Consider the following 25401-nt stretch of genomic DNA (forward strand, 5'->3'; position numbering starts at 1 on the left):
CCGGCCGATTCCAAAGGGTCCGATGGTGAAGATGTGACCGCCCGCTGCACATGCCCGCTCCGGCCTGCGGCCGGGGTTCAGAGCGTGCCGTCGGTTTCGCGGCTTTCGGCGGCTGCGGCGGCGATGTCCGTGCGGTGGTGGGCCCCCGCCAGGCGTACCCGGCCGAGGGCGTCGTAGGCCGCGGCGCGGGCGGCGGCGAGGTCTTCGCCGGTGCCGACCACGTTGAGCACCCGTCCGCCCGAGGCGATGACCCGGCCCTCGTCGTCCAGCGTCGTGCCCGCGTGCAGTACGTAGGCGTCCGGGCAGTCGGTCTCGACGGCCGCAAGCCCCTCGATGACCCCGCCGGTGACGGGGGAGGCCGGGTAGTTCTCCGCGGCCAGGACCACGGCCACGGCCGCGCCGCCCCGGTAGGTGAGCGGGGGCAGCCCGGTCAGGCCGCCGGTCGCCGCCGCGTGCAGCAGCCCGCCCAGCGGGGTGGCCAGCCGGTCCAGCACGACCTGGGTCTCCGGGTCGCCGAACCGGGCGTTGAACTCGATGACCCTGGGGCCCTCGGCGGTCAGCGCCAGCCCCGCGTAGAGCACCCCGATGTACGGTGTGCCGCGCTTGGCCAGCTCGTCGATGGTGGGCTGGACCACGGCCGCCATGACCTCGTCGGTCAGGCTCGGCTTGGCCCAGGGCAGCGGCGTGTAGGAGCCCATGCCGCCGGTGTTGGGCCCGGCGTCGCCGTCGTAGGCGCGCTTGAAGTCCTGCGCGGGGCGCAGGGGCACGGCCGTCTCGCCGTCGCAGAGCGCGAACAGCGACACCTCGGGGCCGTCCAGGTACTCCTCGATGACGACCCGCTCGCAGGCCGCCGCGTGCGCCAGCGCCGCCTCGCGGTCATCGGTCACCACGACGCCCTTGCCGGCCGCCAGGCCGTCGTCCTTGACCACGTACGGGGGGCCGTACGCGTCGAGCGCGGCGGCGGCCTCCTCCGGCGTCGTGCACGTGCTCGCGCGGGCCGTGGGCACTCCCGCCGCCGCCATGACCTCCTTGGCGAACGCCTTGGACCCCTCGATCCGCGCCGCCTCGGCCGACGGGCCGAAGCACGGCATGCCCGCCTCCCGCAGCGCGTCGGCCACCCCGGCGACCAGCGGCGCCTCGGGGCCGACCACGACCAGATCCGCGCCGACCCGCCCGGCGAGCGCCGTGACGTCGGCCGGATCGGTCGCCCGGACGGGATGCACCGTCGCCACGGACGCGATCCCGGCGTTACCGGGGGCGCAGTGAACCTCTTCCACCTGCGAATCCGCCGCGAGCGCCCGGCACAGGGCGTGCTCGCGTCCGCCGCTTCCAATCACAAGTACCCGCACGCGAACGACCCTACCGGTGCCGGATGCCCGGCAGGTTGCCCTCGTGCCCCGGCCGGGGCGGCGTCGAGACTCGATGGGGATTTTGTTGGGTTCCGCATGATCCTGGGGACTCCTTCCGGGTAGGGTTGACCTTCGGTGCGAGGCCCTGTGGTAACTTGGGGCGGCTTTGGTGCCTGCTTGGGATTGGAGGTGGTCCGGGATGAGCTCTGGTGATCCTTGCAGTACGTGCTCGCGCACGTACGTCGTGCGCACGATCGTTCTCCCCCGACCACTCCGATTCGGTCGCCCGGCCTGAGGGCCCACGCGCTTTTCTCTGTCTGACCGGCCTGTCAAGGTCGCGTCGTGCCTCGCGTGGCCCCGCCGACCCGGGCGGGAAGGGAGCGCCATGCGCTCGTCCATGATCTTCCCCCGCATTCGTCACCACCGCGCCGCGGGCGCGCAGCACGGCCGCCGCAAGCCGCCGGTGACCGCCACGCCGGTGGCCCCCGTCGAGTGCGCCCCCGCGGGCGGGTGCGTGCCGCCCAGCGACTCGCTGGTCGACTCCGCGGCCTACCTGGCCGGGGCCAAGGTCGAGGCGGCCGGCATCGAGGCCGCGCTGAGCCTCGTCCGCGCCCACAACGCGAGCAACGGCGGCGGGGGCTTCGTCTGGGTGGGCCTGCACGAGCCGGAGTCGCCCGAGGTCGAGTGGCTGGCCGAGGTCTTCGGCCTGCACCCGCTGGCGGTGGAAGACGCCGTCAAGGCCCACCAGCGGCCCAAGGTCGAGCGCTACGGCGACTCGCTGTTCGTCGTGCTCAAGACCGTCGCCTTCGTCGAGGAGGAGCCGGACAGCGAGATCATCGCGACCGGCGAGATCATGTTGTTCGTCGGGCCCGACTTCGTGGTGACGGTGCGCCACGGCCGGCACTGTCCGCTCACCGGCGTACGCGACAAGCTCGAAGACGACCCCAAGCTGCTCGGCCGCGGCCCGGCGGGCGTGTTGCACGCCATCGCCGACCACGTGGTGGACGAATACCTCTCGGTGGCCGACCAGATGCAGGAGGCGCTGGAGGAGGTCGAGGCGGCGGTGTTCGCCGACGTCAGCTCGCGTGACATCGGCCGGATCTACCACCTCAAGCGCGAGATGATCGAGATGAAGCGGGCGGTGACCCCGCTGGTCGCCCCGCTGGGCGCGCTGCCGCAGCGGCGGGTGATCCCGCCGGAGATGCGCGACTACTTCCGCGACGTGGGCGACCACCTGTCGCGGGTGTGCGAGCAGGTGGAGTCCTCCAACGAGCTGTGCAACTCGGTGCTCCAGGCGGCCCTCGCCCGCTCGAACGCGCTGGCCAACGAGGACATGCGCAAGATCTCCTCATGGGTGGCGATCATGGCGGCGCCCACGATGATCGCCGGCGTCTACGGAATGAACTTCGACTTCATGCCCGAGACCAAGTGGGTCTTCGGCTATCCGCTGATCGTCGGCCTGATGCTGCTGACCTGCATGCTCCTCTACCGCAGCTTCCGCAGGAAGGGCTGGATGTGAGCGGGCTTGCGGGGTTCAGGCCGCGGCGACCGGGCGGAGCGGGCCGACCGGCACGGCGAGCGGCAGGCCGCGTTCGGCCCACAGCGCCCGCATCCGGTCAGGATAGTCGGTGACCAGCCCGGCCACGCCCATGTCGATGAGCCGGGCCGCGTCGGCCGGGTCGTTGACCGTCCACGGCACCACCGGCAGGCCCGCCCGCGCGGCCTGAGCCATCATGTCCTCGCTCACCAGCACGTGCTGCGGTGAGAGCGTGGTCGCGCCGGCCGCCGCCGCGGCGGCCGGGACATCGCCGCCGAAGTCGACGAGGTCCAGCCCGTCCAGCCACTCCGGGTGCATCGTCACCGACTCGACCAGCGCGAACCTCGGCACGTCGGGAGCCAGCTCCCGGGCCGCGCGCAGCACCCGCCAGTCGAAGCCGAGCAGCGCCGACGAACCGAGCCTGCCGTGCCGGTCCAGCTCCTCCACCACCATCGCGGTGAACTCCGCCGGGTCGGCGGTCAGGTCCGGCCGGGTCGGGTCGGTCTTCAGCTCCACGTGCAGCCGTACGTCGTCGGCCTCGTAGGCGCTCACCAGGCCGAGCACCGCGCCGAACGTCGGCATCCGGGTCTCGGGCAGCGGCACCTGCGTCAGCGCGAACGGGTCGTCGGGGTGGCGCGGCAGGCGGACCCCGCAGTCGAGCGTCCGCAACTGCGCGAGGGTCAGCGACCTGATCGGCTTGCCGACATAGGGGTAGCCGGGGTCGCCGCGATGCGCCGGTCGGGTGTCCGCGCTGGTCACCGAGGACACGATCAGATCGTGGCTGAGCACGATCCGCCGGTCGGCGGTGAGCACGAGATCGAACTCCAGAGCGTCCACACCGAGCTCCAGCGCGTGCAGCAACCCAGGAAGCGTGTTCTCCGGCCGGAGCCCTCGGGCCCCGCGGTGTCCGTGGATCTCGACGCGCACACTCGGACCCTACCGGCACCGGGCGAGGAACTCTCGCATCCCCCGCCCGACGCGCCGTCTCGACCTATATCGGCATCACATCGATCGTCGCTCTGGCCGTCACTCTGGCCATCGCTCTGGCCATCGCTCTGGCCGTCATACCAGGGGCCGGAGCTGGAGGGTCTGGGTACGGCCCGGGCCGACGCCGATCGCGGAGATCGGCGCGCCGGACATCTCCTCCAACGTCCGGACATAGGCGCGGGCGTTGGGCGGCAGGTCGTCGAAGGACTTGGCCTCGGAGATGTCCTCCTGCCAGCCGGGGAACTCCTCGTAGATCGGCTTGGCGTGGTGGAAGTCGGTCTGGGTCATCGGCACCTCGTCGTGCCGCACGCCGTCGATCTCGTACGCGACGCAGACCGGGATGCGCTCCAGCCCGGACAGCACGTCCAGCTTGGTGAGGAAGAAGTCGGTGACGCCGTTGATCCGGGTGGCGTAGCGGGCGATGACCGCGTCGAACCAGCCGCAGCGGCGGTCCCGGCCGGTGGTCGTGCCGTACTCGTGCCCGGTGGTGCGCAGCCAGTCGCCGCGCTCGTCCAGCAGCTCGGTGGGGAAGGGCCCGGAGCCCACCCGCGTCGTGTACGCCTTCAGGATCGCGATCACCCGCGTCAGCCTGGTCGGCGGGATGCCCGCCCCGGCGCACGCGCCGCCCGCGGTGGGGGAGGAGGAGGTCACGAACGGATAGGTGCCGTGGTCGATGTCCAGCAGGTTGCCCTGGCCGCCTTCGAGCAGCACCACCCGGCCCTGGTCGAGGGCCTTGGACAGCACGAGCGAGGTGTCCGCGATGTACGGCTTCAGGCGTTCGGCGTAGCCGAGGTACTCCTCAAGCACCTTCTCCGGGTCGATCACCCGGCGGTTGTAGACCTTGGTGAGGACCTGGTTCTTCTCGTTGAGCGCGACTTCGATCTTCTTGCGCAGAATGCCCGGGTCGAGCAGGTCCTGTACCCGCACGCCCATCCGGGCGATCTTGTCGCCGTACGCCGGGCCGATGCCCCGGCCGGTGGTGCCGATCTTGGCCTTGCCCAGGTAGCGCTCGGTGACCTTGTCGAGGGCCTTGTGGTGCGGCATGATCAGGTGCGCGCTGGCCGAGATCAGCAGCCGCTCGCAGGAGATGCCCCGCGCCCTCAGCCCCTCGATCTCCTCCAGCAGCACCCCGGGGTCGATGACCACGCCGTTCGCGATCACCGGGACCACCTCGGGCGACAGCACCCCGGTCGGCAGCAGGTGCAGCGCGTACTTCTGGTCGCCGATCACCACGGTGTGACCCGCGTTGTTGCCTCCCTGGTAGCGGACGACGTAGTCGACCTGGTCGCCCAGCAGGTCGGTGGCCTTGCCCTTGCCCTCATCGCCCCATTGAGCACCCACGAGAACGACAGCCGGCATCGCGAAACTCTCCCCAGCACAAAGCGAAACCCCTGGCGCAAGCGCGTCAGGGGCTCTTGCATACGGATTCTACCTGCTCGGCCCCGGTCAGGTCCCGTTCAGTTCGGCCACGGCGGCCGGGCTCGAATCCTTGAGGAACTGCGAGCAGCGCTCGGCCTCGTCCTTCTCGCCGATCGCCAGGGCGGCCCGGGCCAGCGCGTGCAGGCAGCGCAGGAACCCGCGGTTGGGCTCGTGCTCCCACGGGATCGGCCCGTGCCCCTTCCACCCGGCCCGCCGGAGCTGGTCCAGGCCCCGGTGGTAGCCGGTACGCGCGAACGCGTACGAGGTCACGGCGTGCCCCTGGGCGAAGTACTCGTCGGCCAGCGCCGCCCACGCGGCGGAGAAGGCCGGGAAACGTGCGGCGACATCCGACGCCGCGGCACCGGATTCGAGCGCCTCCCTGGCCTCAGGGGTGTCCGGCAGGTGAGTCGGCGGCGGTCCGGCGAGAAGGTCCCTCTGCGTCTCCATGCACACAGTCTTACCCGTACGGCGTGCGTAACGGGTACCGGGAGGGGGCCTAGATAGCCTGATATTTCGCCCTATCGGAAGATCGCCGACAATCCGGATGCCGATGCCCCTCACCAGCCCGTCCTTCCCGCCCCACCGCACGGCCCTGGCGATCTGCACCCTCGCCACCCTCACCGCCTGCGCCACCCTGGAGACTCCCGCCTCCCGGTCCCTGGGAACCGCGCCGCCCCCCGGACGACACCTCCCGGTGACGCTGACCTTCGACGACGCGCTCGCCTCCCAGGAGACGGCGGTCGAACTGCTCCGTCGGCACGGCCTCACCGCCACCTTCTACATCCCGAGCGGCCTGCTGGGCCGCGAGGGACGCATGACCGCGGACCAGGTACGCCGCCTCGCCGCGGCCGGCCACGAGATCGGCGCCCACACCCGCACCCACGCCCGCCTCACCGACCTCCCCCCGGAGGCCCGCCGCCACCAACTCTGCGCCGACCGCACCGCCCTGACCCGCCTGACCGGCACCGACGTCCGTTCCCTCGCCTACCCCTACGACGCCACCGACCCCACCACCGACCGCCTCGCCCGCGAATGCGGCTTCCACCACACCCGCCCCAACAACGCCCTCACCGTCCTCGACACCACCACCCCGGCCACCCTCCGCCACCACGCCACAAAGGGCGGCACCTTCGTCTTCCACAAGGTCTGCCACCCCCCTTGCGGCCGCTACGCCATCGCCCCCAAGACCCTGGCCGACTTCCTCACCTGGCTCACAACCCGCTAGCCGACCGGTCGCCCTTCGGCGAAGAGTTCTTCGGCAGAGGTGATGCTGATGCACCGCTGTGCCCAGATGCTCATTAGTGCGGGATCGGTACAGGTGGCGATGCGTTCGCGGTCGGCGTCACTGAGCGGGACTGCGCGACGCCCGAGTACGTACAGCAGGAAAGATGCCTTCCCTTCGAACTTTCCCTCTTCCCAGCCGTCGTAGTAGCCCCTGCTGTAATGCTTGTGGGCGAAAGGGCTGCTCACTGGCCAACCTTTGGGAGTGATGAACATCAGATCCTCCGGTGTGGGGGTGGGGCTGGCGGATGCGGATGGTCAGTTCTTGGCGAAGAGTTCTTCGGCGGAGGCGACGGTGAGGCATCGGTCTGCCCACGTGTCGATCTTTGTGGAGTTGCCATAGAAGGTGATGTACTTAATGTCGGCGTCACTGAGTGGGATTCCGCGGTTGGCGAGTATCTCCAGCAGGATGGACACCCTTCCTTCTCGCCTGCCCTCTTCTCTGCCGAGTTCTTGGCCCTTGGAGTAGTGCTCGCGGGCGATGGGGCCGTTCTCGGACCAGTATCCGGTCGTCATGGGTCCTCGGGTGTGGGGGATGAGTCGGGTCTCGCCCTGGGGCGGGTGGGTCAGACCCGGCGGTTGTGGGCGGTCAGTTCTCGGCGAAGAGTTCTTCGGCGGAGGTGATGGTGAGGCATCGCCGTGTCCATATGGTCATCAGTGTGGGGTTGGTGCAGGTGGTGATGCGTTCGCGGTCGGCCTTGCTGAGCGGAACTCCACGCTCTGCGAGGATTTCCAGCAGCATCGATGCCTTTCCGGCGAGTTCGCCCTCTTCGCGGCCCTTGCCGTAGTGCTCGCGGGCGAAGGGGGTGTTCACGGGCCAGGTGGTGGAGCTCATGATCTCCTCCATGAGTTTCCGGGCGGCCAGCGGGGCCATGTCGTATGCGTGTTCATAGTATCGCGTAGCGTGACGAGGATCGAGGCTGTTGCTGCCGTTGAGGACCGCCCTGATGACCTCGGGGCGGTTGCCATGGGCGGCGATGGAGAGGAGGCCGAGTTCGCCGTTGTCGCCGATTTGGGACGGGTCGGTGATGGCCGGGATCTGCTTGGGGCCGATGGCCACCGGGGTGAGGGTGTAGTCGCGGAGGGACGTGACGACGGGCTCGGCGGCCCAGTCGGCGACGGAGCCGGTGGGGCAGACGACGGCGACCGTGATGGGGCAGTCGTACTGGAGCCACAGCGCGGCGGCGTAGCGGGCCAGGGAGTCTCGTTTGTCCTGATCGGGCTGGAGCTGGATCTCGATGATGATGCCGTGCTGGGGTTGTTCGTCGCGGTGGCCGAGGGTGATGACCGTGTCGGCGTAGAAGTCGCGCGACGGGCGGTCGTTGAAGTCACTGGAGACGAGCTGGACCGGATATTCGTCGGGGAGCTTGACGCCGAGTTGGTCGCGAAGCAATTCCACGGCGAACTCGGGCCGTTCGCGGAACAGCTCGTTGAGCGTGTCGTGAATCTTGGACGGCATGTTGCCGAACGTTACATGGTCACTACTTTACGTGAGAGGCGTTCGCTTTCAGCGAAATAGGCGACGTCGCCGTACATGGGAGGACGGCGGGCGTTCCGCGCGCAGCCGGTCCAGTTCCTCGGTGAGCTGGGCGACGCGCAGCGCGAGGCGTTCGTTGTCGGCCTTCAGCCGGGCGGTCTCGGCGCGGTCGCGTCCGCCGGCGGGGCTGGTACCAGGCTTGGTGGCGGTGGCCTCCGCGGCGCGCTGGAAGCCCCAGGTGGCGCCGTCCAGCCAGTACGTGCCCGCGACCTCCTCGACCACGTCGTCCAGGGCCTCGCCGGGGGCGGCGAGCAGCCGGGCGCGGGCGAACGCGCCGGTGTGCTCCAGGCGGGCCGTCACCACCACGTCCGTCTCGTCCAGCGCGATGCTGACCAGCCCGTAGCCGTGCTCGGCCGCGTCCGCGAGCAGGCGGCGCAGTACGTCCGGGCGGGGCACCCACCCTGGCGGGCACAGCAGCCGGTACGGCACCGGCACCGCCGACCTCGGCGTCCGCTCCACGAACCGCACCCGCGGCTCGTTGCGATAGAGCCCGTGGACGAGCAGCAGGTCCAGGTTGGGGCTGTGCTGCGGCGCGCGCCGGTCCTCCGCGAGCGACGCCCACGGCCCTGTCAGCGTGACCCGTACGTCGTGCAGGTCACTGGCCAGTACGCCGTCCACCGTCGCCCGGATGTCCTCGTACGTCGCCCCCGCCGCCTCGACCGTCACGTCCAGGTACGGGACCAGGTACTGCCGCCGTGGATGCGTGCGCTGCCAGCGCATGTGCGGGACGCGGTCCGGTACGAACACCGCGTTGTACCGGGTGACCTGCTCGCGGTCGCGCATCATCATGGACCTGCCGAGATGCCAGCTCCGCGCCCCCGGCTCCAGGATGAACGCGGCCCCGTGCTGGGCGAGCCGGTAGCCGAGTTCGGTGTCCTCGCCGAGCACGAGTTCGGTGGAGAGCGGCCCGGCCGCGCGCAGCAGGCGGGCGTTGACCGAGGCCGCGTTCGTGATGTGGACCCGGTAGGCCATGTTCTTGGCCGTGCGCATGCCGTCCGTGCGTTCGCCCAGGTTGACGATCCACTGGTGGGGTTCGCTCGCGTCCAGGTCGAACAGCTTCTCCCCGGCCCCCGCGGACACGGCGGCGTGCACTTCGGCCGGGGCGGGCCACTCCTCGTCCACGTACCGGACGTAACCCATGACCACCAGGTAGTCCGCGAGGTGGTGCCAGCGCATGTGCGCCTCGACCTCGTCGTGGTGGGTGACCATGTCGGCGTCCAGCCAGTGGATCACATGGCCCTCGGCGACCTCCAGCGCCGCGTTGCGGGCGTTGGACCGGCCCCGGGAGTCCGGGGTGGTGCGCAGCAGGCGGGTGTTGTCCGGCCGGATCTCGCCGAGGGTGAGCGGCGGGTCCGTGCCGTCGTCCACGACGATCACTTCGAGCAGGTGGGCGGGGTAGGTCTGGGCCGCGAGCGCGGCCAGCGTGAGGTCCAGTTTGTCCTGGTGGCCGTAGGCCGCGATGACCACGCTGACCGGCAGGTACGGCTGCCAGTCGCCGATCTCGGGCGGGGACAGGACGGAATAGTCGTTGTGGCGGATGCGAGGGGAGTTCACGCCTGCTCCATGAGTGTGCTCGGACGGAAGCCGCGCCACTGTTCCTTGGCTCTGTGCAGGAAATAGCCGATCGGCTCCTGCCAGGTGTGGCGTCGCCGGGCCGACCTGCGGGCCATGAACCCCAGGCCGTGGGTGCGATAGATAGAGCCCCCCGCGCGCAGGAGGGCCTGGAAGAGTTCGATGTCCACCGAACGGGGGACCGGCCGGAAGCCGCCCAGCGCGCGTAGCGTCTCGCGGGAGATCAGGAAGGTCCCGCCCGCCACGTGGTCGGCCATCACCTCGCTGGTCCACCGCCGGCGGATCGTGAGGTCGATCTGCTCCAGGTAGAAGAACTCCGAGGCCACCCCGACCAGGTCCGCGCCGCTGTAGCGGCGGGCGAGCACCAGGTCGGCGAGGTGGTCGGGCCCGTACCAGTCGTCGTCGTCCCATTTGGTGACGTACGTGCCGGAGGCCCGGTCCACCGCGCGGTTCAGGATCTCCCCGAACGGCGTGGCCGCGTCCGCCGTGACGACGGTCAGCGGCAGCGGGAAATCGGCCACCGCGCCGGCCACCGCCTCCTCCGGCACGCCGTGCAGCCCGAGTACGACCTCGATGTCCACGCCGCGCTGCGCGGCGATCTGGCCGAGCGCGAAGCCCACGAAATCGGGCCTGCGGGTGCAGAGCACCACGGAGATCGGCGGGTCGGGCGGGATGGGCTTCCCAGCCGCCGCGGCGAGGGCCTGCCAGCGGGCGGTGGTGCCGTGCGCGCGCAGGGCGTGGCGGCGCAGACGTACGCTGTGCTCCTCCCTGCGCAGGTCGTCGGCGATGTCGCCGGGTGTGGCCAGATGCGACAGGAGTTCTGCGCCCAGTAGCGGTTCCGCCCAGATGGGGGCCGGGCCGGTGGACACCAGCGGTACCCCGGCCGCCGCCAGTCCGGCGACGACGCGGGCCGCGGCGACCGGGCCGGTGTGCGCGGGACGCCAGTGCAGCCGCAGGCCGCGCAGCGGGCGCAGCCGGTCCACGTCGGCGTCGGCGACCAGGCCGGATTCATGGAAGCGGACCAGTTCCTGGCCTTCGCTGGCCACGCCCCACGCGCCGGTGCGGCCGGTCAGGTCCGCGATGCCCTTGGACGGGTCGCGCAGGAAGCCGCGCGGGTTGACCGACCGCTCGTCTATGGGCGGCAGGTGGTCGGGGGTGGCCGCGGACGCCGCGCGCAGCACCGGGTAGCCGCCGGGCGAGCCGGCCTTGGTCCATGCGGTGTCCCGCCACGAGGCGCGTCCGGCGGCCGGTACGCGATCGTCGGGCCATGCGCTCTGCGGCGCGCGAACGGCCAGGTCACTGGAGGAGATGCCGGACGGTTCCGGCTCGCCCCCGACGGTGACGTCCGGGTCGCCGGGCCGCCAGTCGGCCAGCCCCGGCTCGCCGAGCCCGGCGGCGGGCAGCGGGTACGCCGTCAGGTGGAACCCCGTCCCCCCGGCCGCGACGGCGGTCACGATGTCGCCGGCGGGGGTCTCCTTGCCGAGCCGGGTGGCGACCAGCCAGCCGGACGCGCCGTACCGGGTGATGTGGACCTCGCGCACCAGGCGCTGGCCGACACCGCGCGCCAGCGCGACGTGCGGCGCGTCGTACCACGACGGCGTCGCGGCGATGGCCACCACGACGCGCTTGACGGCCGGGAGCACGTCCCGCAGCGAGACGATCCGCCGTAGGTCGGTGGGGGTGCGGGCGAGGACGACGACGGCTTCGGGCGCGCGGATCGTCCACGGGGAGTCCGCGAGGTCGTCCGCGTCGGCCCACGAGATCGCCGCCTTGGGCAGCAATTCGGCTAGGACGTCACCGGCATCATGGACACCCGAAACCGCGGCGACGACCTTGGTCCCCGCCCCGACGATCCCGCCCGGGATCACGATGTGCTCCGCCGGAACAGCATCGCGCCTTTCTCCGCGGCGTAGGACGTGGCCGTGAGTTCGGGGTATTCGCGCAGCCAGCGTTCGGCGATCTGCTGCTCGTCGGCGCGTACGGTGTCGTCGAGCACGATCCACGCGTCCGGCGCGCAGTGCGGCAGCAGCAGCGGCACCGCCGGGTACCGGGCCTGCGGGCCGGTCTGCTCCGGCGGGCCGTCCACGAAGACCAGACCGGCGTCGCTGAGGTCGTCCAGCGCGGTGGTGTCGTACCACGGCTGCCCCTGCCAGTCGGTAAGCGGCGCGTGCCTCACCTCGACGATCGAGTCGAGCCCGTGCGCCGCCACCAGATCCTGGGACGCCCGCGCGAACCGCTCCTCGTGCTCCAGCGCGACGATCCGGCCGCCGCCGAACCGCTCGATCGCGTACCCCAGCCAGATCGAGGACGAGCCGCTGCCGCACTCGATGACCAGCTTGGGCCGGTCGGCCGCGATCCGTTCCACCAGAAGCCGGATCACGTCGGGCGAGGCCGCCCACCCGCGCAGCCGGGGCATGGGGGCCCGCGGCTGGAGCATCGCGCGCAGGTCGATCATGGCCTCGACCTGGTTGTACTCCGTGCGCGCCCGCAACGCCCTGACGACCTGGTCACGGACCGCCCGGTCCACGCCCTCGATCGACCGCTTCACCTCGGCCAGCCCCGCATCGACCGTACTCCGCTGCGCGTCGAGGGCCTTGGCCTGCCGCTTCAGCAACTCGGTCTGCCCGGCCAGCTCCGCACGGTCCTCCCCGAGCGCGGCCACGACCGTGTTCACCCCGGCCTGCTGCCCGGCCGAGGTCTCCTTGAGCTGTACGGCGAGCGCGCGGACGCTGTCCCGAAGCTGCGCGAGGGCCGCCTCGTTCCGCTTCACCCGCTGGTCGATGCGCAGCGCCTTGCCGTCGGCCCGCCGTACGAGGAGCACGGCGACGGCCAGCCCGGCGAGCCCGGCAGTGGTCAGGGCGAGCTGGACCGCATCGGTCCACTCCACGGTCCCGGACGCCGACAGTAATACCAGGCCCACGATCACAACACCGCCGGTCAGGGCGGAAATGATCAGCAGCCGCCGGGTGGTCGGTGCGGGTAAACGTAGCCTTTCCACTCAGAGAGGATATGAGATGTAAAACGGAAGGACAGGGCATCTCTACTAAGAGTTAGCTGAGAGCTACCTGATCCTCGACTGCCACGGTGGTCGTGGTTCGTCACCCCAGGCACGGCCCTTGCCCAGGCCACGGCGGGGGAGAGGGGGTGCGGCGGCGATTCGGTCACTGGCGTGCCCGAAACCCTCGATCCGGCGACCGGAATACAGTTCAGCGGCAGCCGGCGAGACCCTGTAGTCCCGCCCTTGACCAGGATGTCCGGGGCCTGTAGGACCCGATCACCACGGCGTACCGGAACCCCCGCCGGCCAATCCGACGAGCCTTGCCCCGGCACCCACAACAGGCGTCACATATCCGTCCGGCCCCCACCACACACCCGCAGCCACACCACCCGCCCACCCGGCACCAAGCCCCCACCTCCGGCGAGATAATGCGCCCCGCGCTGAGGGCCCCGCCTCCGGCGAAAGGCCGCGCTGCGCGCCGGGGGACGCCTCCGGCGGGAGTCGCGCTCCGCGCGGCGGGGTCGCCTTCGGCGGGGGTGCGCTTCGCGCAGGTAGTCCGCCTCCGGCGGGAGTCGCGCTCCGCGCCGAAGAACCGCCTCCGGCGAAAAGGCCGCGCTGCGCGCCAGGGGACGCCCTCGGCGGGTGGTGCGCTTCGCGCAGGTAGTCCGCCTCCGGCGGGAGTCGCGCTCCGCGCCGAAGAACCGCCTCCGGCGAAAAGGCCGCGCTGCGCGCCAAGGGCCCGCCTCCGGCGGAAGGCGGCGCTTCGCCAGCCGTCGCGCTACCGCGCGCAAAGGTCCTCGCTGACGCTCGGCCTGTTCTTCCCCATGTCGGGCTCCGCCCGACGCTAGCGCCCCCAGCCCGTCACTCACACCACCCGATCCACCGGTAACGCCCCCGCCAGGGGCAGAATCCATAGAAGTGGATCACCGACAAACCCCGACATCACAACACCGCAGGTCGGCTGTATCCTTGCCGCTCACGAAGGGTGCTCCCCACGCGTGTGGGGATGGACCGCATACGGCCGTGCGGTCCGGTGATCGTCACGTGTGCTCCCCACGCGTGTGGGGATGGACCGGACACCGCCCAGGCTCGGGGCGTCGATATGGAGTGCTCCCCACGCGTGTGGGGATGGACCGTCCTCCTTACCTGCCTCGCGGTCGCCCACGGCGTGCTCCCCACGCGTGTGGGGATGGACCGCTGAACCGGATGATCCGCTGTTTGCTGCCTTTGTGCTCCCCACGCGTGTGGGGATGGACCGGAGGCTGGGGACTACCGGGCCGCGCTGAAGGAGTGCTCCCCACGCGTGTGTGGGGATGGGCCGGACTACAAGGTCGAAGGCCACAAGAACCTGGCGTGCTCCCCACACGTGGGGGGCCAGCTGAGGTCCGGGGCATGCTCACGGCATGCGTGCTCCCTACCCGCGTAGGGGCGGATTTCCGGTTTCTCTGCGATACGCGCGGGGTCCGATGTACTTCCTACACACCTGTCGCTAGACCATGTGCAGGGAGCTTGTGCCGCTCCTTCACTGTCTCCTCCCGGCGGTGGACCGCTGTGTGTGCGGGCCGCGGCGTCTATCCCCCGAGGCCCCCCACACGCACGCGTGGGGTTAACCGAGGGCTAGACGATCATCATTGCGTAGCCCGGTGTGATTCCCACGCAGGTGGGGGTGGACCAGAACGCAATGGCGACCTCGCCGAGGAAAAGAACTGATTCCCACCCACAGGGCCATGCACGTCGCGGAGCCTCTGCTCGGCGGCCTCCTGATCCCTACACACGTGTGGATGACCGACACACCTCTTGGGGCCATCCCCATGCCGCCCACGCTCTCCCACACACGTGGGGGACCAGGGGCGGCTCTTGAGCGGCAGTGTGCTCCCCACACGCGTGGGGTAGAGCAGCGGCGATCACCCATATCGGCGCGTTTGGCGAGCTCCCATATGAGTGCGGTGGACCGGATCCCGTAACGCGTTCGTACTATCTCAGCGGTGCTCCCCGTACGTGAGGGGGTGGACCGCAGACCGAGGTCCTGATCGCCGACATCCGGGTGTATCGAAAAGGCCGCGATCCTGCTTTCCACACCTGTGGGGTGGACCGTTCGCAGCGCTGAACTGGCCCGGCGATGGCCACATGATCCACTCACGCTTAGGAGCGAACCGCGACTGGCCGTGGCCATGGCAGCCAGCGCGGTGTACTCGCCGCACGCGTGGGGTTAACCGCTACCACCCTCATGACGATTTCCTCTCGGGTGCTCGACGCCGCCGGGGCTGGCCTATGGAGATCATGGAGATCATGGAGATCATGGAGATCATCGCGCTGCCCATAATCGTGGACATGGACCGTTGGCTAGGTCCGACTTGGGGACTCGCCGGCGTGCTCCTATGCGCGTGGGGTGATCCTGACCGCCTGGATCTACGGGCTCTGTCCTCTCTGGTCCCCGCACATGTAGGGATGAACGGCCGCCGACGCAGTCCGGGTGGGCGGAGGCCCGGTGGTCCCTATACATGGGGTGGACCCGAGATCCGCATCGGTGACGGGAATGGGGAGTACGGGCGATCCCATACGCGGGGGGGTGGCGGAGACTCGCGGCGCGGAGGGGGCCTCACGTGGGTAGGGATGAACCGGGGCCATGCGCGAGGCTCAGGGGGCTCCTCGCATTCCCCGCACGCGTGGAGATGGCTGCTGGGCGCTCCGCATTTATGTAGGGATGAACCGGTAGCGCTGAGGCGTTCCGCCGAGTGGGGTACATCGGACTTCGGTTGCGAGATCCACGATGGGTCCCACATACGGCACTGTCGCGAAGATCTCAGGGCCACGCGGCCCCGTGGACGCCGACATGGGCCCCGGGAGGCTTCCTCGCCAGTCCGAGACGGGCTGTGCCCGCGGCTCAGGCAAGGGAAGAGCCCGGGGACATGGCGGTCTGTATGTCCGCTTAAGTGGGGAAACACCCTGTAAGGGTTTTCTCTCACCGAGGAACGTGATAGGGATCACAGAAGATACCGGAATGTCCTATCTGTTGAGGAGGTTTGATCGCCTCGTGAGGTACTTCCCGGTGGTCGTACGGCTCGTGCATCGCCTGCACGTGGATCTGTGCCGTCTGAACAGCCAGCTCTGTCCCTGAACGCAATCCCACTCCCTTACCCTCCCTCCCACATGCCCACCTCAGCGTGAGCATGCTGTCCTGCCGGAGTCGCGTTCATGAAGAAAATCTCCTTCTCACTCCAGTTGCTGCTCGGTCTGGTGATAGGCGTCGCGCTAGGTTTCGTGGCCCGCGCCGGTGAAGTCGAATGGCTCACCACCACCCTGACCGAAGTCGGTTCGATCTTCATCCAGCTCCTCAAGCTCGCCGTTCCGCCGCTGGTCTTCACCGCGGTCGTGGTCAGCGTGGCGAATCTGCGCAACGTCAGCGGGGCCGCCAGGCTGGCGAGCAGGACGCTGATGTGGTTCCTGATCACCTCACTCATCGCGGTGGTCTTCGGCCTGGCCCTCGGATTGATCATCAACCCCGGCCAGGGCATCAACATCTCCACCGCCGGGGCCAAGGCCATTGACCAGGAGGACGCCGGAACCTGGCTGGACTTCCTGACCGGCATCATCCCGACCAACGTCGTCACCGCGTTCACCGAGCTCAACGTCCTCCAGATCGTCTTCCTGGGAGTCGTCCTCGGTGCGGCCGCGCTGGCGATCGGCGACAAGGCCGAGCCGTTCATCGGCTTCAGCCGGTCCGTACTCGAACTGGTGCAAAAGGCCCTCTGGTGGGTCATCAGGCTGGCCCCGATCGGCACCGCCGGTCTGATCGGCAAGTCCGTGGCCACCTACGGCTGGGACCTGCTCGCCCCGCTCGCCAAGTTTAGCGCGGGCGTCTACATCGGCTGCGCGCTGGTACTCGTGGTCAGCTACCCGCTGCTGCTGTCCTTCGTCGGCAAGGTCAACCCGCTCACCTTCTACCGCAACGCCTGGCCCGCGCTGGAACTGGCCTTCGCCTCCCGTTCCTCGGTCGGCACCATGCCGCTCACCCAGCGGGTCACCACCGACCGCCTGGGCGTGGACCGCGACTACGCCGCCTTCGCGGTGCCGTTCGGCGCGACCACCAAGATGGACGGCTGCGCCGCGATCTACCCGGCGCTGGCGGCGATCTTCGTGGCTCAGGTGTACAACGTTCCGCTCAACGTCGGCCACTACCTGCTGATCGCGTTCGTCTCGGTGATCGGCTCGGCCGCGACCGCCGGACTGACCGGCGCGATCGTGATGCTCACGCTGACGCTGAGCACGGTGGGCCTGCCCCTGGAGGGCGTCGGCCTGCTGCTGGCGATCGACCCGATCCTCGACATGATCCGTACCGCGACCAACGTCGCGGGACAGATGGTCGTACCGGTACTGGTCGCCCGCTCCGAGGGCCGCCTCGACGAGGCCGTACTCAACGCCCCGCCGCAGCCCCTGGACGAGGCGCCCACCTCGGTCCGCCCCGCCGCGGGCCCGACCCCCGGCCCCGAGCCCGCCCCGGCCTGACCTCAGCACCCACCTGATGAACCGGCACACCGTGGCCCCACCCGCGACCTCAAGGCGCAGGCGGGGCCACGGTACGTTCACCGATCGGCCAGCACCGGTCGGCTGAACCCCGCCGAACCTCGTTGATCGTGGTGGGTGAGCAGGTGACCTGAACGCGGCGTGCGCCGGGGTTCGGTCGCCTTCGCCCGCCAGTCCCATCCCTGCCCACTGGCCGAAGGGCGGGGATGCGGCCATGGTGGGTCTTGGCTGGTGAGGTACGTGTCCGGTGAGCCTGGTGGCCCCCTGCGACCTCAGGGACAGGCGGAGCCGTACGTTCACCGACCCGGCGCGGTACGGCAGGCTGACCTATCAGGGCCTACAGGTCGAAGGGCGGGGATGCGGCCATGGTGGGTCTTGGCTGGTGAAGTACGTGTCCGGTGAGCCTGGTGGCCCGCAGCGGACCGTTGGGCGCCGCCGTCGGCTGTGAAGGGCCGACCGTTGTGGCCCCGGCTGCGACCTCGAAGGATCGTGGCGGGCTTTCCCCACAGCCGGAGTGGCAGACCGGGACGCCATCACCTCGAAGCGCGGGCGGGGCCACAGTATGTTCGCTGATCCGGCGTGGTACGGCAGGCTGCCCCATCACGGTCTCCGGGCGAAGGCCGGGGATGTGGTCTGGCCGGGAGGGGTGTGTGGTGGAGACCCGCGTCGATCCGGGTTCGGGGCGTATTGGATCGCTTGGCCGAGCCGGGGCTCACCGCCGCCGCCACGGTGAAGGGGGGCCGTGCTCAATTGCCGGCGATGTGGGCCGGGAGGCTTTGGGCGACCTTTCTGGCGGCGTCGGAGACGACCTGTTCGTCCAGAGGCTTGGCGGTGACGTCGGTGGAGAGGCTGGTCGTCGTTTTGGAACCGGCGTACTCGACGCGGACGATCCGGTCGCCCGTGAGGAACCACACCTGGCCGCCGCGGGAGTGCTGGCTGCCCATTTTGACCTCGGTGACCTGGGAGAAGGCGCCCTCGGCGAGGCCGGGGATCTCGCGGACGGGTCCGCTGCGGCTCAGGCCATTCTTGGTGGTCGCCCGGTACTGGGCCGTCTTGCGTTCCCTTGCGAACGCCTCGCCCGGCTCGCGTTCGTAGGTGTTCACCTCGATGGTCAGGCGGCTGAGCCGGTACGTCGCGCCCGGGGACGCGTCCGGGTGGCTCGCCCAGGCGCAGTGGACCGACCTGATCGTGCCGTGGGCGCGGTTGGAGGTGCTCCAGTTCTTGGCGTTGACGGAGGCGTTGGGGGTGAGTTGGTCGACCGTCTGCTTGGCCACGACCTTGCACAGGTCCTGGCCGCGGATCTTTCCGGTGAGCCGTCCGATCGGGCCCGCGTCGCCGGGCTTCTTCTCCAGGGCGGCGATGATCTCTTTCGCCACGGTCTGGGCGCCGTCCATGACGGTCTGGGGGGAGATGGCCGAGCGCTTGCCGTACAGTCCGGCCGCCCGGTCGAAGCCGCGGTACTCGACGATCACCACGCCGCCGGGGACGCGGAAGGTGAGGTCGGCGCCGGTCATGAGCCGGTCGGGCTCGGGGGAGCGGTAGGTGGTGCCGAACGCGGCCTCGCCGATGCCCGGCAGGTCTTTCAGCTCGTCGTAGGCGTAGCCGGCGTCGCTGCCGCTCTTGGCCCTCAGCTCGGCGTTCTCCCGCTCCCTGGCGAGCTTGCGCTCAGCGTTGTCCTGCGGGCCGGTGAACGAGGTCAGGGCCACGGTGAGGGTACGGTTGCGCTCGGTCTTCCCGGCCTGCTCGCCGGACTTCCATTCGCACTTGGCGTCCTTCTGGTCGCCGAAATTGGCGTCGCTCGGGTTCTCTTCCCCCTCGGGGACGAGCTTGTCCAGCGTCGCGGGCGTCAGGGCGGAGCAGATGTGCTCGCCCTTGAAGGCGGTGAGGTCCACCTTGGCGGTCCCTTCCGGGCGGGACTCGCTCTCCCTTTCCTTGCCGGGATCAGACGCGGTGTCAGTGTCGTCGCTCGCGGTGGGGGCCGCGGTGCCCTGGCCCGGATCGGACAGCAGCCCGAAGGCGCCCACGGCGACGACGCCGATGAGCAGTACCGCGGCGAGCCCTACCGCGATGAGCACGCCGGTCTTCCGGCCCTGCGGCGGACCGGGCGGACCGGGTGGACCTGGCGGACGCGGCGGCCGGTGATGCCCAGGCGGCATGCCCGGCGGTGGCCCAGGTGGCATGCCCGGTGGTGGTCCAGGCGGCATCCCCGGAGGCCGGTAGGGAGGGCCGGGAGGTGGACCCTGCGGTGGTCGTCCACGCGGTGGCCCGCCCTGTGGGGGTGGCCAGTGCGGCGGGGGTGTGCGGCGATGTGGCGGCTGCGGTTCAGACATGGCGGCCCGCCATCACTTCCCGCCGCCGCGCCCTCCGCGGCGACCGTGCCACGCGGCCGTCGTGTTCAGGTGTGTGCTCGTGGGTCTCCTGGTGGCGGATCGTGCGCGGTGGTGCCAACGTCTACAGCTCCGTGCTCTTCCTCATCGTTTTACAACGTGGGAAACGCTACCGAGGATGCAGTCGCCGAACGCCCGCTTCGGCTTTTCTGAAAGCTTGGGGCGGCGGAAGAGGGCCCGAACCCCCTGCCCGCCGCCCCGCGGCGTGAGGACTCCTCGGCGCGGTCAGGAGAGCTTGGTGCCGGCCGACTTGAGGTTCTGGCACGCCTCGACCACCCGCGCGGCCATCGCGGCCTCGGCCGCCTTGCCGTACGAGCGCGGGTCGTAGGCCTTCTTGTTGCCGACCTCGCCGTCGACCTTCAGCACGCCGTCGTAGTTCTTGAACATGTGGTCGGCGATCGGCCGGGTGAACGCGTACTGGGTGTCGGTGTCGATGTTCATCTTCACCACGCCGTAGGAGATCGCCTCGTGGATCTCGCTCAGCAGCGAGCCCGACCCGCCGTGGAAGACCAGGTCGAACGGCTTGTCCTTGCCGTACTTGGCCCCCACCGCGTCCTGGATCTCCTTCAGCACGCTCGGGCGCAGCTTGACGTGCCCCGGCTTGTAGACGCCGTGGACGTTGCCGAAGGTGGCGGCCAGCATGTAGCGGCCGCGGTCGCCGACGCCGACCGACTCGGCGGTGGCCAGGGCGTCTTCGGCGGTGGTGTAGAGCTTCTCGTTGATCTCGCCGACGACGCCGTCCTCCTCACCGCCGACGACGCCGATCTCCATCTCCATGATGATCCGGGCGGCGGCGCACTTCTCCAGCAGCTCGGCGGCGATCTGCAGGTTTTCGTCCAGCGGGACGGCCGAGCCGTCCCACATGTGGGACTGGAACAGCGGGTCCTGGCCCTTGGCGACGCGCTCGACGGAGATGTCGACCAGCGGGCGCATGAAGCCGTCGAGCTTGTTCTTCGGGCAGTGGTCGGTGTGCAGGGCCACCGTCACCGGGTACTTGGCGGCGACCACGCGGGCGTACTCGGCCAGCGCGACCGCGCCGGTGACCATGTCCTTGACGGTCGAGCCGGACAGGAACTCCGCGCCGCCGGTGGAGACCTGGACGATGCCGTCACTCTCGGCCTCCGCGAAACCGCGCAGCGCGGCGTTGAGGGTCTGCGACGAGGTCACATTGATCGCCGGGTAGGCGAATCCGCCCGCCTTGGCCCGGTCGAGCATCTCGGCGTAGACCTCGGGCGTTGCGATAGGCATCGGTCATCTCCCTGGAGACGGCGGTTTACGGCTTGTCGGCGGGCAGGCCACGGAGAGTGCGGCTGTTGTGCCCGCCTGGCCAGTATCGCGGGTCAGCGACCCTCCCGGGTAGGTGGACCCCACCCCTGTGGACAACCTGGACGACCTCTCCCTCTCCCCTTCCTCCCTGTGGACAAACCCGTGGCGTGTCGCGTGATTTCCCTTACCGAGCCTGGCGGACCGGTAGGCTCCATCCCTGATGAACCTCACGAATCTGCTCGACGCCGAGTGGTGGATCGTCACCTTCGGGCTGATCGGCATTCTCGCCATCATTTTCGCCGAGACGGGGCTGCTGATCGGCTTCTTCCTGCCCGGTGACTCGCTGCTGGTCGTGGCGGGCATCGGCGCGTCGGCGAAGGTGGCCGCGAGCGTCGGCCTGGACGAGCCGTTCCCGCTGCCGGTGCTGCTGGTGGGCGCGCCGCTGTGCGCGATCGCGGGCGCGCAGCTCGGCCATCTCATCGGCGCGAAGACCGGTCCGCGGCTTTTCTCACGCCCGGATTCACGGCTCTTCAAGCAGGAATACGTGGAGAAGGCCAGGCACTACTTCGGCAAGTTCGGCCCGGCCCGCGCGGTGGTGCTGGCGAGGTTCATCCCGATCGTCCGCACGTTCCTCAACCCGGTCGCGGGGATGCTCGGCATGAGCCGCGGCCAGTTCCTGCTGTGGAACATCCTGGGCGGCGTGATCTGGACCGACGGACTGCTGATCTTCGGCTACCTGATCGGCGACCGCATCCCCAACGTCGACCGCTACATCCTGCCCGGTGCGGCGGTGATCATCGTGCTGTCGGTCATCCCGATCCTGCGCGAGATCCTGAAGGGTCGCAAGGAGGCCAAGGCGGCGGCGTACCCGGCGGGCAAGCACCACCGCCCCCAGGCCGCCGCGCAGGCGCCCGACGAGCCCAGCCGCCACGAGCCCTGGTAACACCCGCTCTACACAAGCGGCGGCTACCCTCCGAAGAGTGGGACGCCACAGGTCTGGCCGGATCGGCGTCGCCCGGGTGGCCCTCGCCGTGCTCGGGTGTCTCGTCGTGGCCGCGCTGGTCGTACTCGGGGTCCGCGCGCTGAACGCCCCCGAGCCGCGCCCCCCGCAGCCCCGCCCGGTCCCTGCCCCCAGCACGGTCACCACCAGCCCGGCGGCGACGCCCACCGTCTACATCGAGTGCCGCGCCGACCGCTGCGGGACGGTCTTCGTCCGCGTGCCCGGCGGTGACGTGCTGCTCGACCGCGAGCTGCTCAGGGGCGAGCAGGCGTCCTTCACCGAGCCGAAGCTGGACGTGGTGCTCGCCGACGCGTCGGCGCTCAGGGTCGAGGTGAACGGCGTGCCGCGCCCGCCGGGCGAACCCGGCGAGCGGCAGGCGTTCATCGCCGAGCGGAAGGGCTGAGCCCCAGGTCGGCGAGCGTGTACGCGGTCCGGTACGGCAGGCCCCGCGCCATGATGGCGTCGCCCGCGCCCCGGTCCACGATCGTGGCCACCCCCACGACCTCGGCCCCGGCCTCGCGCAGCGCCTCCACCGCGGTGAGCACGGACCCGCCCGTGGTCGAGGTGTCCTCCACGGCCAGCACCCGCCGGCCGGTGACGTCGGGCCCTTCGATCCTGCGCTGCAACCCGTGCGCCTTGCCCTCCTTGCGGACCACGAACGCGTCGAGCCGCCGCCCCTGCGCCGCCGCCGCGTGCAGCATCGCGGTCGCCACCGGGTCGGCCCCCAGCGTGAGCCCGCCAACGGCGTCGTAGTCGAGGTCGGACGTCCGCTCCAGCATCACCCGGCCGACCAGCGGCGCGCTCTGCCCGTCGAGGGTCACCCTGCGCAGGTCAACATAGAAGTCGGCCTCCTGGCCCGAGCTGAGCACGACCTTGCCGTGCACGACGCCCTTGGCCCGGATCTCGGCAAGAAGCTCCTCGCGATCGCTCATGGCACAAGAGCCTAGTAGAGCCGTGAGCACGCCATGAGCACGGCATCAGCGTGACACCAGCCCGGCATGAGCCCGCCATGAGCAGGGCCGTGCCGGGTAAAGGCCGTTCATCGGTTTAGGCACGTCGCCGTATGCGGAATCATTTGGCGGGCAACCCTCCGTAGTTACGAGGTAACAATGAGTGCGGAATCCCGTCAAAGTGATGCCGAGCTGCTTGAGTCGGTGCGCACCGGCAAGGCCGCGGCCTTCGGCGTCCTGTACCAACGGCACGTGTCGGCGGCGCGGTGCCTGGCCAAGCAGCTCGTGTCCAGCCCGGCAGAGGCCGATGACGTCGTCGCGGAGACGTTCGCCAAGATCCTGGATCTGGTGCGCAGGGGCGGCGGCCCGGAGATAGCGCTGCGGCCCTACCTGCTGACCGCGCTCCGCCGTACGGTCTACGACCGCTCGCGCGGCCAGAGCAGACAGGTCCCCACCGACGACATGGAGGCCCACGACCCCGGCGTGCCGTTCGTGGACCCGGCGCTGACGGGGCTGGAGCGGTCGCTGGTGGCCAGGGCGTTCATGTCGCTGCCCGACCGATGGCGCATGGTGCTGTGGCATACCGAGGTGGAGAACGCGCGGGCCGCCGACCTGGCCCCGCTGCTCGGCCTGACCCCCAACGCGGTGGCGGCGCTCGCCTACCGCGCCAGGGAGGGCCTGCGGCAGGCGTATCTCCAGATGCACCTGGGCGATCTGCCCCGCCAGGGCTGCCGTCCGGTGGTCGCGAAGATGGGCGCGTACGTGCGCGGCGGCCTGCCCAAGCGGGAGAGCCGCATCGTGGACGAGCACGTCGCGAGCTGCGCCGAGTGCCACGCGATCTTCATCGAGCTGAACGACGTCAACGAGGGGATGCGCCTGGTCGTCGGGCCGCTGGTGGCCGGGCCCGCCCTGATGGGATACGTGGCCGCGCTGGGCAAGGCGGGCGGTGCGGCGGGCGGCGGCGCGGCCGGGGCGCTGCTCGGGCGGGTGCGCCGGGTCCCGCGGCGGCAGTTGCTCGTCCTGGCCGGTACGGCCGCCGCCACCGTCGTCATCGTCACCGGCTACCACCTGCTGGCCGGGGCCCGCCCGGTCGCCGCCCCCGGCCCGGCCGACGCGGTCCCGATGATCTCGCCGAAACGGTCGGTCCCGGTGACCGAGCCGCCGGCCCCCCGGCCGGAGCCGTCGCACACCCGCGCCCGCCGTCCCACCCCCGCTCCCACACCCGCGCCCCCCGTGCGGCCGGTGGTCCCGAAGCCCGTCCCGGCGCGGGCCAGGCTGGTGGCGAGCATCGCGCCGGTGGGCGCGCTGGTGCCCGCCCATCCGGGCATCGTCGGCATCCGGCTGCGCAACGACGGCGTGCGCGCGAGCGACGAGCTGGTGGCCGTGGTGGAGCTGCCCGCGGGGGTGACCATGCTGCCCGCGGCGAGCGGCGGCACCCGCCCGATGGCCGTTTCCGCCGTGCGTCCGGTCGGCACGGTGGACGGCTGGTCCTGCCGCCCGGCCGCGCGGGGCGCCCGCTGCACCCGGGGCCCGCTGGCCCCCGGCCGGATGACGTCGGTCTTCATGCGCGTCCAGGTCGCCAGGGAGGCTCCCGCGGGCCTGGGGCCCGCCGTACACGTGGCGTCGGGCAGGCAGCGGGTGGCCGCCCGCGCGGCCTCGGGGGTGAGCGCGGCGGGGGCCGCGGCCAGGTTCGCGACCGACGGCCGGGTGACCGCCAAGGCGGTCGGCAACACGCTGCTGAGCTGCCCGGCCACGACCAAGGGCTGTACGGCGGCGCGGCGCGGCACCGGCGGCCGGGCCGACAACGACCTGTGGACGATGGCCCCGGTGGACGCCGACGACGACAAGTCCACCAAGAGTTCCAGCGCGGCGAAGCTGACCCTGCCGCCGGGCGGTGAGGTGGTCTGGGCGGGCCTGTACTGGTCGGGCGGCGGGCGGGCGAAGGCGTCCGGCACGACCGTCAAGGTCAGGCCGCCGGGCGCGAAGCGGTACACGAGGGTGCGGGCCACGGACGTGATCGACCGGACGATGCCCGCCGGTTCGGGCTATCAGGCGTTCGCCGAGGTGACCCGGCTGATGGGCGACGATCCGGAGGGGACATGGTGGGTGGCGGACGCCCGGCTGCGCGAGGGGGTCTCCCGGCACGCGGGCTGGAGCCTGGTGGTGGCGGCGACCGATCCGCGCCGGCCGTACAGCCAGGTGGTGGTGCTGGACACCGCGACCGTGGTGGACGGGCGGCACGACGGGCTGCGGATGCCGCTCGCCGGGCTGACGCCCGCGGCGGTCCCGGCCAGGATCGACCTCGTCACCTGGGAGGGCGACCCGGGGCTCGACGGGGAGAAGGTGACGCTGGGCGGCGGCCCGCTGCGGCCGGAGGGCGGTCTGCGGGAGGCGGACAACGCCTTCGACGGGTCGGCCAATGGCGCCGAAGGGTGGAAGAACACTTTCGGTCTGGATATCGATACTTACCGTCCGGTGCTGGGCGAGCATCCGGTGTTGCGCATTTCCACCGGTAAGGATGTGGTCCTTTTCGGAGTGGCGGTGGTGGGGGTTCATGCCCGCTCCTGATAGCGGGTTCCAATATCAGGACAAAC

The 25401-nt window shown here is 70.6% G+C and carries 19 protein-coding genes and 1 CRISPR repeat array; of the genes, 6 read left to right on the plus strand and 13 right to left on the minus strand.

Going from position 1 to position 25401, the window contains the following annotated elements:
• Positions 1-77: 77 nt before the first annotated feature.
• Positions 78-1349 carry a phosphoribosylamine--glycine ligase gene (gene purD, locus DP939_RS01355; RefSeq protein ID WP_113977869.1) on the minus strand — a complete coding sequence of 424 codons (1272 nt, stop codon included), beginning with the start codon at positions 1347-1349 and terminating at the stop codon, positions 78-80.
• 385 nt (positions 1350-1734) lie between these two features.
• On the opposite strand from purD, the gene corA reads away from it, so the two are divergent.
• Positions 1735-2868: a magnesium/cobalt transporter CorA gene (corA, locus tag DP939_RS01360; protein WP_113977872.1), complete on the plus strand. Its 1134-nt coding sequence runs from the start codon at positions 1735-1737 to the stop codon at positions 2866-2868.
• Positions 2869-2883: 15 nt separating this feature from the next.
• Here corA and DP939_RS01365 read toward each other — a convergent pair whose 3' ends face one another.
• The 3 genes from DP939_RS01365 to DP939_RS01375 all read right to left on the minus strand — a co-directional run bounded on the left by DP939_RS01365 (position 2884) and on the right by DP939_RS01375 (position 5739).
• The gene (locus DP939_RS01365) at positions 2884-3813 is read right to left on the minus strand and encodes a glycerophosphodiester phosphodiesterase family protein (RefSeq protein WP_113977874.1); all 930 of its coding nucleotides are present in this window, start codon (positions 3811-3813) and stop codon (positions 2884-2886) included.
• A gap of 135 nt (positions 3814-3948) precedes the next feature.
• Complete coding sequence (locus DP939_RS01370; RefSeq protein WP_113977877.1) at positions 3949-5232, minus strand: adenylosuccinate synthase; 1284 nt, start codon at positions 5230-5232, stop codon at positions 3949-3951.
• A gap of 87 nt (positions 5233-5319) precedes the next feature.
• Positions 5320-5739 (minus strand): DUF3151 domain-containing protein, encoded by a 420-nt coding sequence (locus DP939_RS01375; RefSeq protein ID WP_113977883.1) that lies wholly within the window; start codon positions 5737-5739, stop codon positions 5320-5322.
• A gap of 103 nt (positions 5740-5842) precedes the next feature.
• Here DP939_RS01375 and DP939_RS01380 point away from each other — a divergent pair, with 103 nt between their 5' ends.
• A complete protein-coding gene (locus DP939_RS01380) occupies positions 5843-6517 on the plus strand; it encodes a polysaccharide deacetylase family protein (protein WP_158578422.1) in 675 nt (224 codons plus the stop codon).
• Here DP939_RS01380 and DP939_RS01385 read toward each other — a convergent pair.
• The 6 genes from DP939_RS01385 to DP939_RS01405 form a co-directional block, all read right to left on the minus strand.
• The gene (locus DP939_RS01385) at positions 6514-6789 is read right to left on the minus strand and encodes a hypothetical protein (RefSeq protein ID WP_199564898.1); all 276 of its coding nucleotides are present in this window, start codon (positions 6787-6789) and stop codon (positions 6514-6516) included. The genes DP939_RS01380 and DP939_RS01385 overlap by 4 nt on opposite strands.
• 42 nt (positions 6790-6831) lie before the next feature.
• Positions 6832-7089: a hypothetical protein gene (locus DP939_RS01390; protein WP_113977890.1), complete on the minus strand. Its 258-nt coding sequence runs from the start codon at positions 7087-7089 to the stop codon at positions 6832-6834.
• Positions 7090-7162: 73 nt separating this feature from the next.
• The gene (locus DP939_RS01395) at positions 7163-8032 is read right to left on the minus strand and encodes an RpnC/YadD family protein (RefSeq protein ID WP_113977893.1); all 870 of its coding nucleotides are present in this window, start codon (positions 8030-8032) and stop codon (positions 7163-7165) included.
• Positions 8033-8080: 48 nt separating this feature from the next.
• The gene (locus DP939_RS01400) at positions 8081-9664 is read right to left on the minus strand and encodes a glycosyltransferase (RefSeq protein WP_158578423.1); all 1584 of its coding nucleotides are present in this window, start codon (positions 9662-9664) and stop codon (positions 8081-8083) included.
• Positions 9661-11550 carry a glycosyltransferase gene (locus tag DP939_RS45930; protein WP_158578424.1) on the minus strand — a complete coding sequence of 630 codons (1890 nt, stop codon included), beginning with the start codon at positions 11548-11550 and terminating at the stop codon, positions 9661-9663. Before DP939_RS45930 ends, DP939_RS01400 begins: the two co-directional genes overlap by 4 nt.
• Positions 11547-12680, minus strand: coding sequence for a class I SAM-dependent methyltransferase (locus tag DP939_RS01405; protein ID WP_113977898.1), 1134 nt, complete (start codon positions 12678-12680; stop codon positions 11547-11549). Before DP939_RS01405 ends, DP939_RS45930 begins: the two co-directional genes overlap by 4 nt.
• Before the next feature lie 985 nt (positions 12681-13665).
• A CRISPR array of direct repeats spans positions 13666-13938; the repeat unit is 29 nt; unit sequence GTGCTCCCCACGCGTGTGGGGATGGACCG.
• A gap of 1937 nt (positions 13939-15875) precedes the next feature.
• On the opposite strand from DP939_RS01405, the gene DP939_RS01410 reads away from it, so the two are divergent.
• Positions 15876-17186 (plus strand): dicarboxylate/amino acid:cation symporter, encoded by a 1311-nt coding sequence (locus DP939_RS01410; protein ID WP_113977901.1) that lies wholly within the window; start codon positions 15876-15878, stop codon positions 17184-17186.
• Positions 17187-17950: 764 nt separating this feature from the next.
• On the opposite strand, the gene DP939_RS45935 is transcribed toward DP939_RS01410, so the two are convergent.
• Together DP939_RS45935 and fbaA are read right to left on the minus strand one after the other, a co-directional pair.
• Positions 17951-19279, minus strand: coding sequence for a hypothetical protein (locus DP939_RS45935; RefSeq protein WP_158578425.1), 1329 nt, complete (start codon positions 19277-19279; stop codon positions 17951-17953).
• A gap of 537 nt (positions 19280-19816) precedes the next feature.
• Positions 19817-20839 carry a class II fructose-bisphosphate aldolase gene (fbaA, locus tag DP939_RS01420; protein WP_113977904.1) on the minus strand — a complete coding sequence of 341 codons (1023 nt, stop codon included), beginning with the start codon at positions 20837-20839 and terminating at the stop codon, positions 19817-19819.
• A 238-nt stretch (positions 20840-21077) separates the two neighbouring features.
• On the opposite strand from fbaA, the gene DP939_RS01425 reads away from it, so the two are divergent.
• On the plus strand, positions 21078-21800 hold the full coding sequence (locus DP939_RS01425) for a DedA family protein (RefSeq protein WP_113977907.1): 723 nt from the start codon (positions 21078-21080) through the stop codon (positions 21798-21800).
• A 37-nt stretch (positions 21801-21837) separates the two neighbouring features.
• Positions 21838-22260 (plus strand): hypothetical protein, encoded by a 423-nt coding sequence (locus DP939_RS01430; protein WP_147267811.1) that lies wholly within the window; start codon positions 21838-21840, stop codon positions 22258-22260.
• Here the strand turns inward: DP939_RS01430 and pyrE are convergent.
• Positions 22238-22789, minus strand: a complete 552-nt coding sequence (gene pyrE, locus DP939_RS01435; RefSeq protein ID WP_113977911.1) for an orotate phosphoribosyltransferase — start codon at positions 22787-22789, stop codon at positions 22238-22240. The two genes, DP939_RS01430 and pyrE, sit on opposite strands and share 23 nt — an antisense overlap.
• A 177-nt stretch (positions 22790-22966) precedes the next feature.
• Here pyrE and DP939_RS01440 point away from each other — a divergent pair, with 177 nt between their 5' ends.
• Positions 22967-25375, plus strand: coding sequence for a sigma-70 family RNA polymerase sigma factor (locus tag DP939_RS01440; RefSeq protein WP_113977913.1), 2409 nt, complete (start codon positions 22967-22969; stop codon positions 25373-25375).
• The last annotated feature ends 26 nt before the right edge of the window (positions 25376-25401 follow it).

The sequence above is a fragment of the Spongiactinospora rosea genome (assembly GCF_003315795.1).
Classification (GTDB): Bacteria; Actinomycetota; Actinomycetes; order Streptosporangiales; family Streptosporangiaceae; genus Spongiactinospora; species Spongiactinospora rosea.

Bases quoted from the DNA above. Each gene is read 5' to 3' on its own strand.
- corA (WP_113977872.1), top strand. From the start codon at position 1,735: ATGCGCTCGTCCATGATCTTCCCCCGCATTCGTCACCACCGCGCCGCG.
- DP939_RS01370 (WP_113977877.1), bottom strand. From the start codon at position 5,232: ATGCCGGCTGTCGTTCTCGTGGGTGCTCAATGGGGCGATGAGGGCAAG.
- DP939_RS01375 (WP_113977883.1), bottom strand. From the start codon at position 5,739: ATGGAGACGCAGAGGGACCTTCTCGCCGGACCGCCGCCGACTCACCTG.
- DP939_RS01380 (WP_158578422.1), top strand. From the start codon at position 5,843: ATGCCCCTCACCAGCCCGTCCTTCCCGCCCCACCGCACGGCCCTGGCG.
- DP939_RS01385 (WP_199564898.1), bottom strand. From the start codon at position 6,789: ATGTTCATCACTCCCAAAGGTTGGCCAGTGAGCAGCCCTTTCGCCCAC.
- DP939_RS01390 (WP_113977890.1), bottom strand. From the start codon at position 7,089: ATGACGACCGGATACTGGTCCGAGAACGGCCCCATCGCCCGCGAGCAC.
- DP939_RS01395 (WP_113977893.1), bottom strand. From the start codon at position 8,032: ATGCCGTCCAAGATTCACGACACGCTCAACGAGCTGTTCCGCGAACGG.
- DP939_RS01410 (WP_113977901.1), top strand. From the start codon at position 15,876: ATGAAGAAAATCTCCTTCTCACTCCAGTTGCTGCTCGGTCTGGTGATA.
- fbaA (WP_113977904.1), bottom strand. From the start codon at position 20,839: ATGCCTATCGCAACGCCCGAGGTCTACGCCGAGATGCTCGACCGGGCC.
- DP939_RS01425 (WP_113977907.1), top strand. From the start codon at position 21,078: ATGAACCTCACGAATCTGCTCGACGCCGAGTGGTGGATCGTCACCTTC.
- pyrE (WP_113977911.1), bottom strand. From the start codon at position 22,789: ATGAGCGATCGCGAGGAGCTTCTTGCCGAGATCCGGGCCAAGGGCGTC.
- DP939_RS01440 (WP_113977913.1), top strand. From the start codon at position 22,967: ATGAGTGCGGAATCCCGTCAAAGTGATGCCGAGCTGCTTGAGTCGGTG.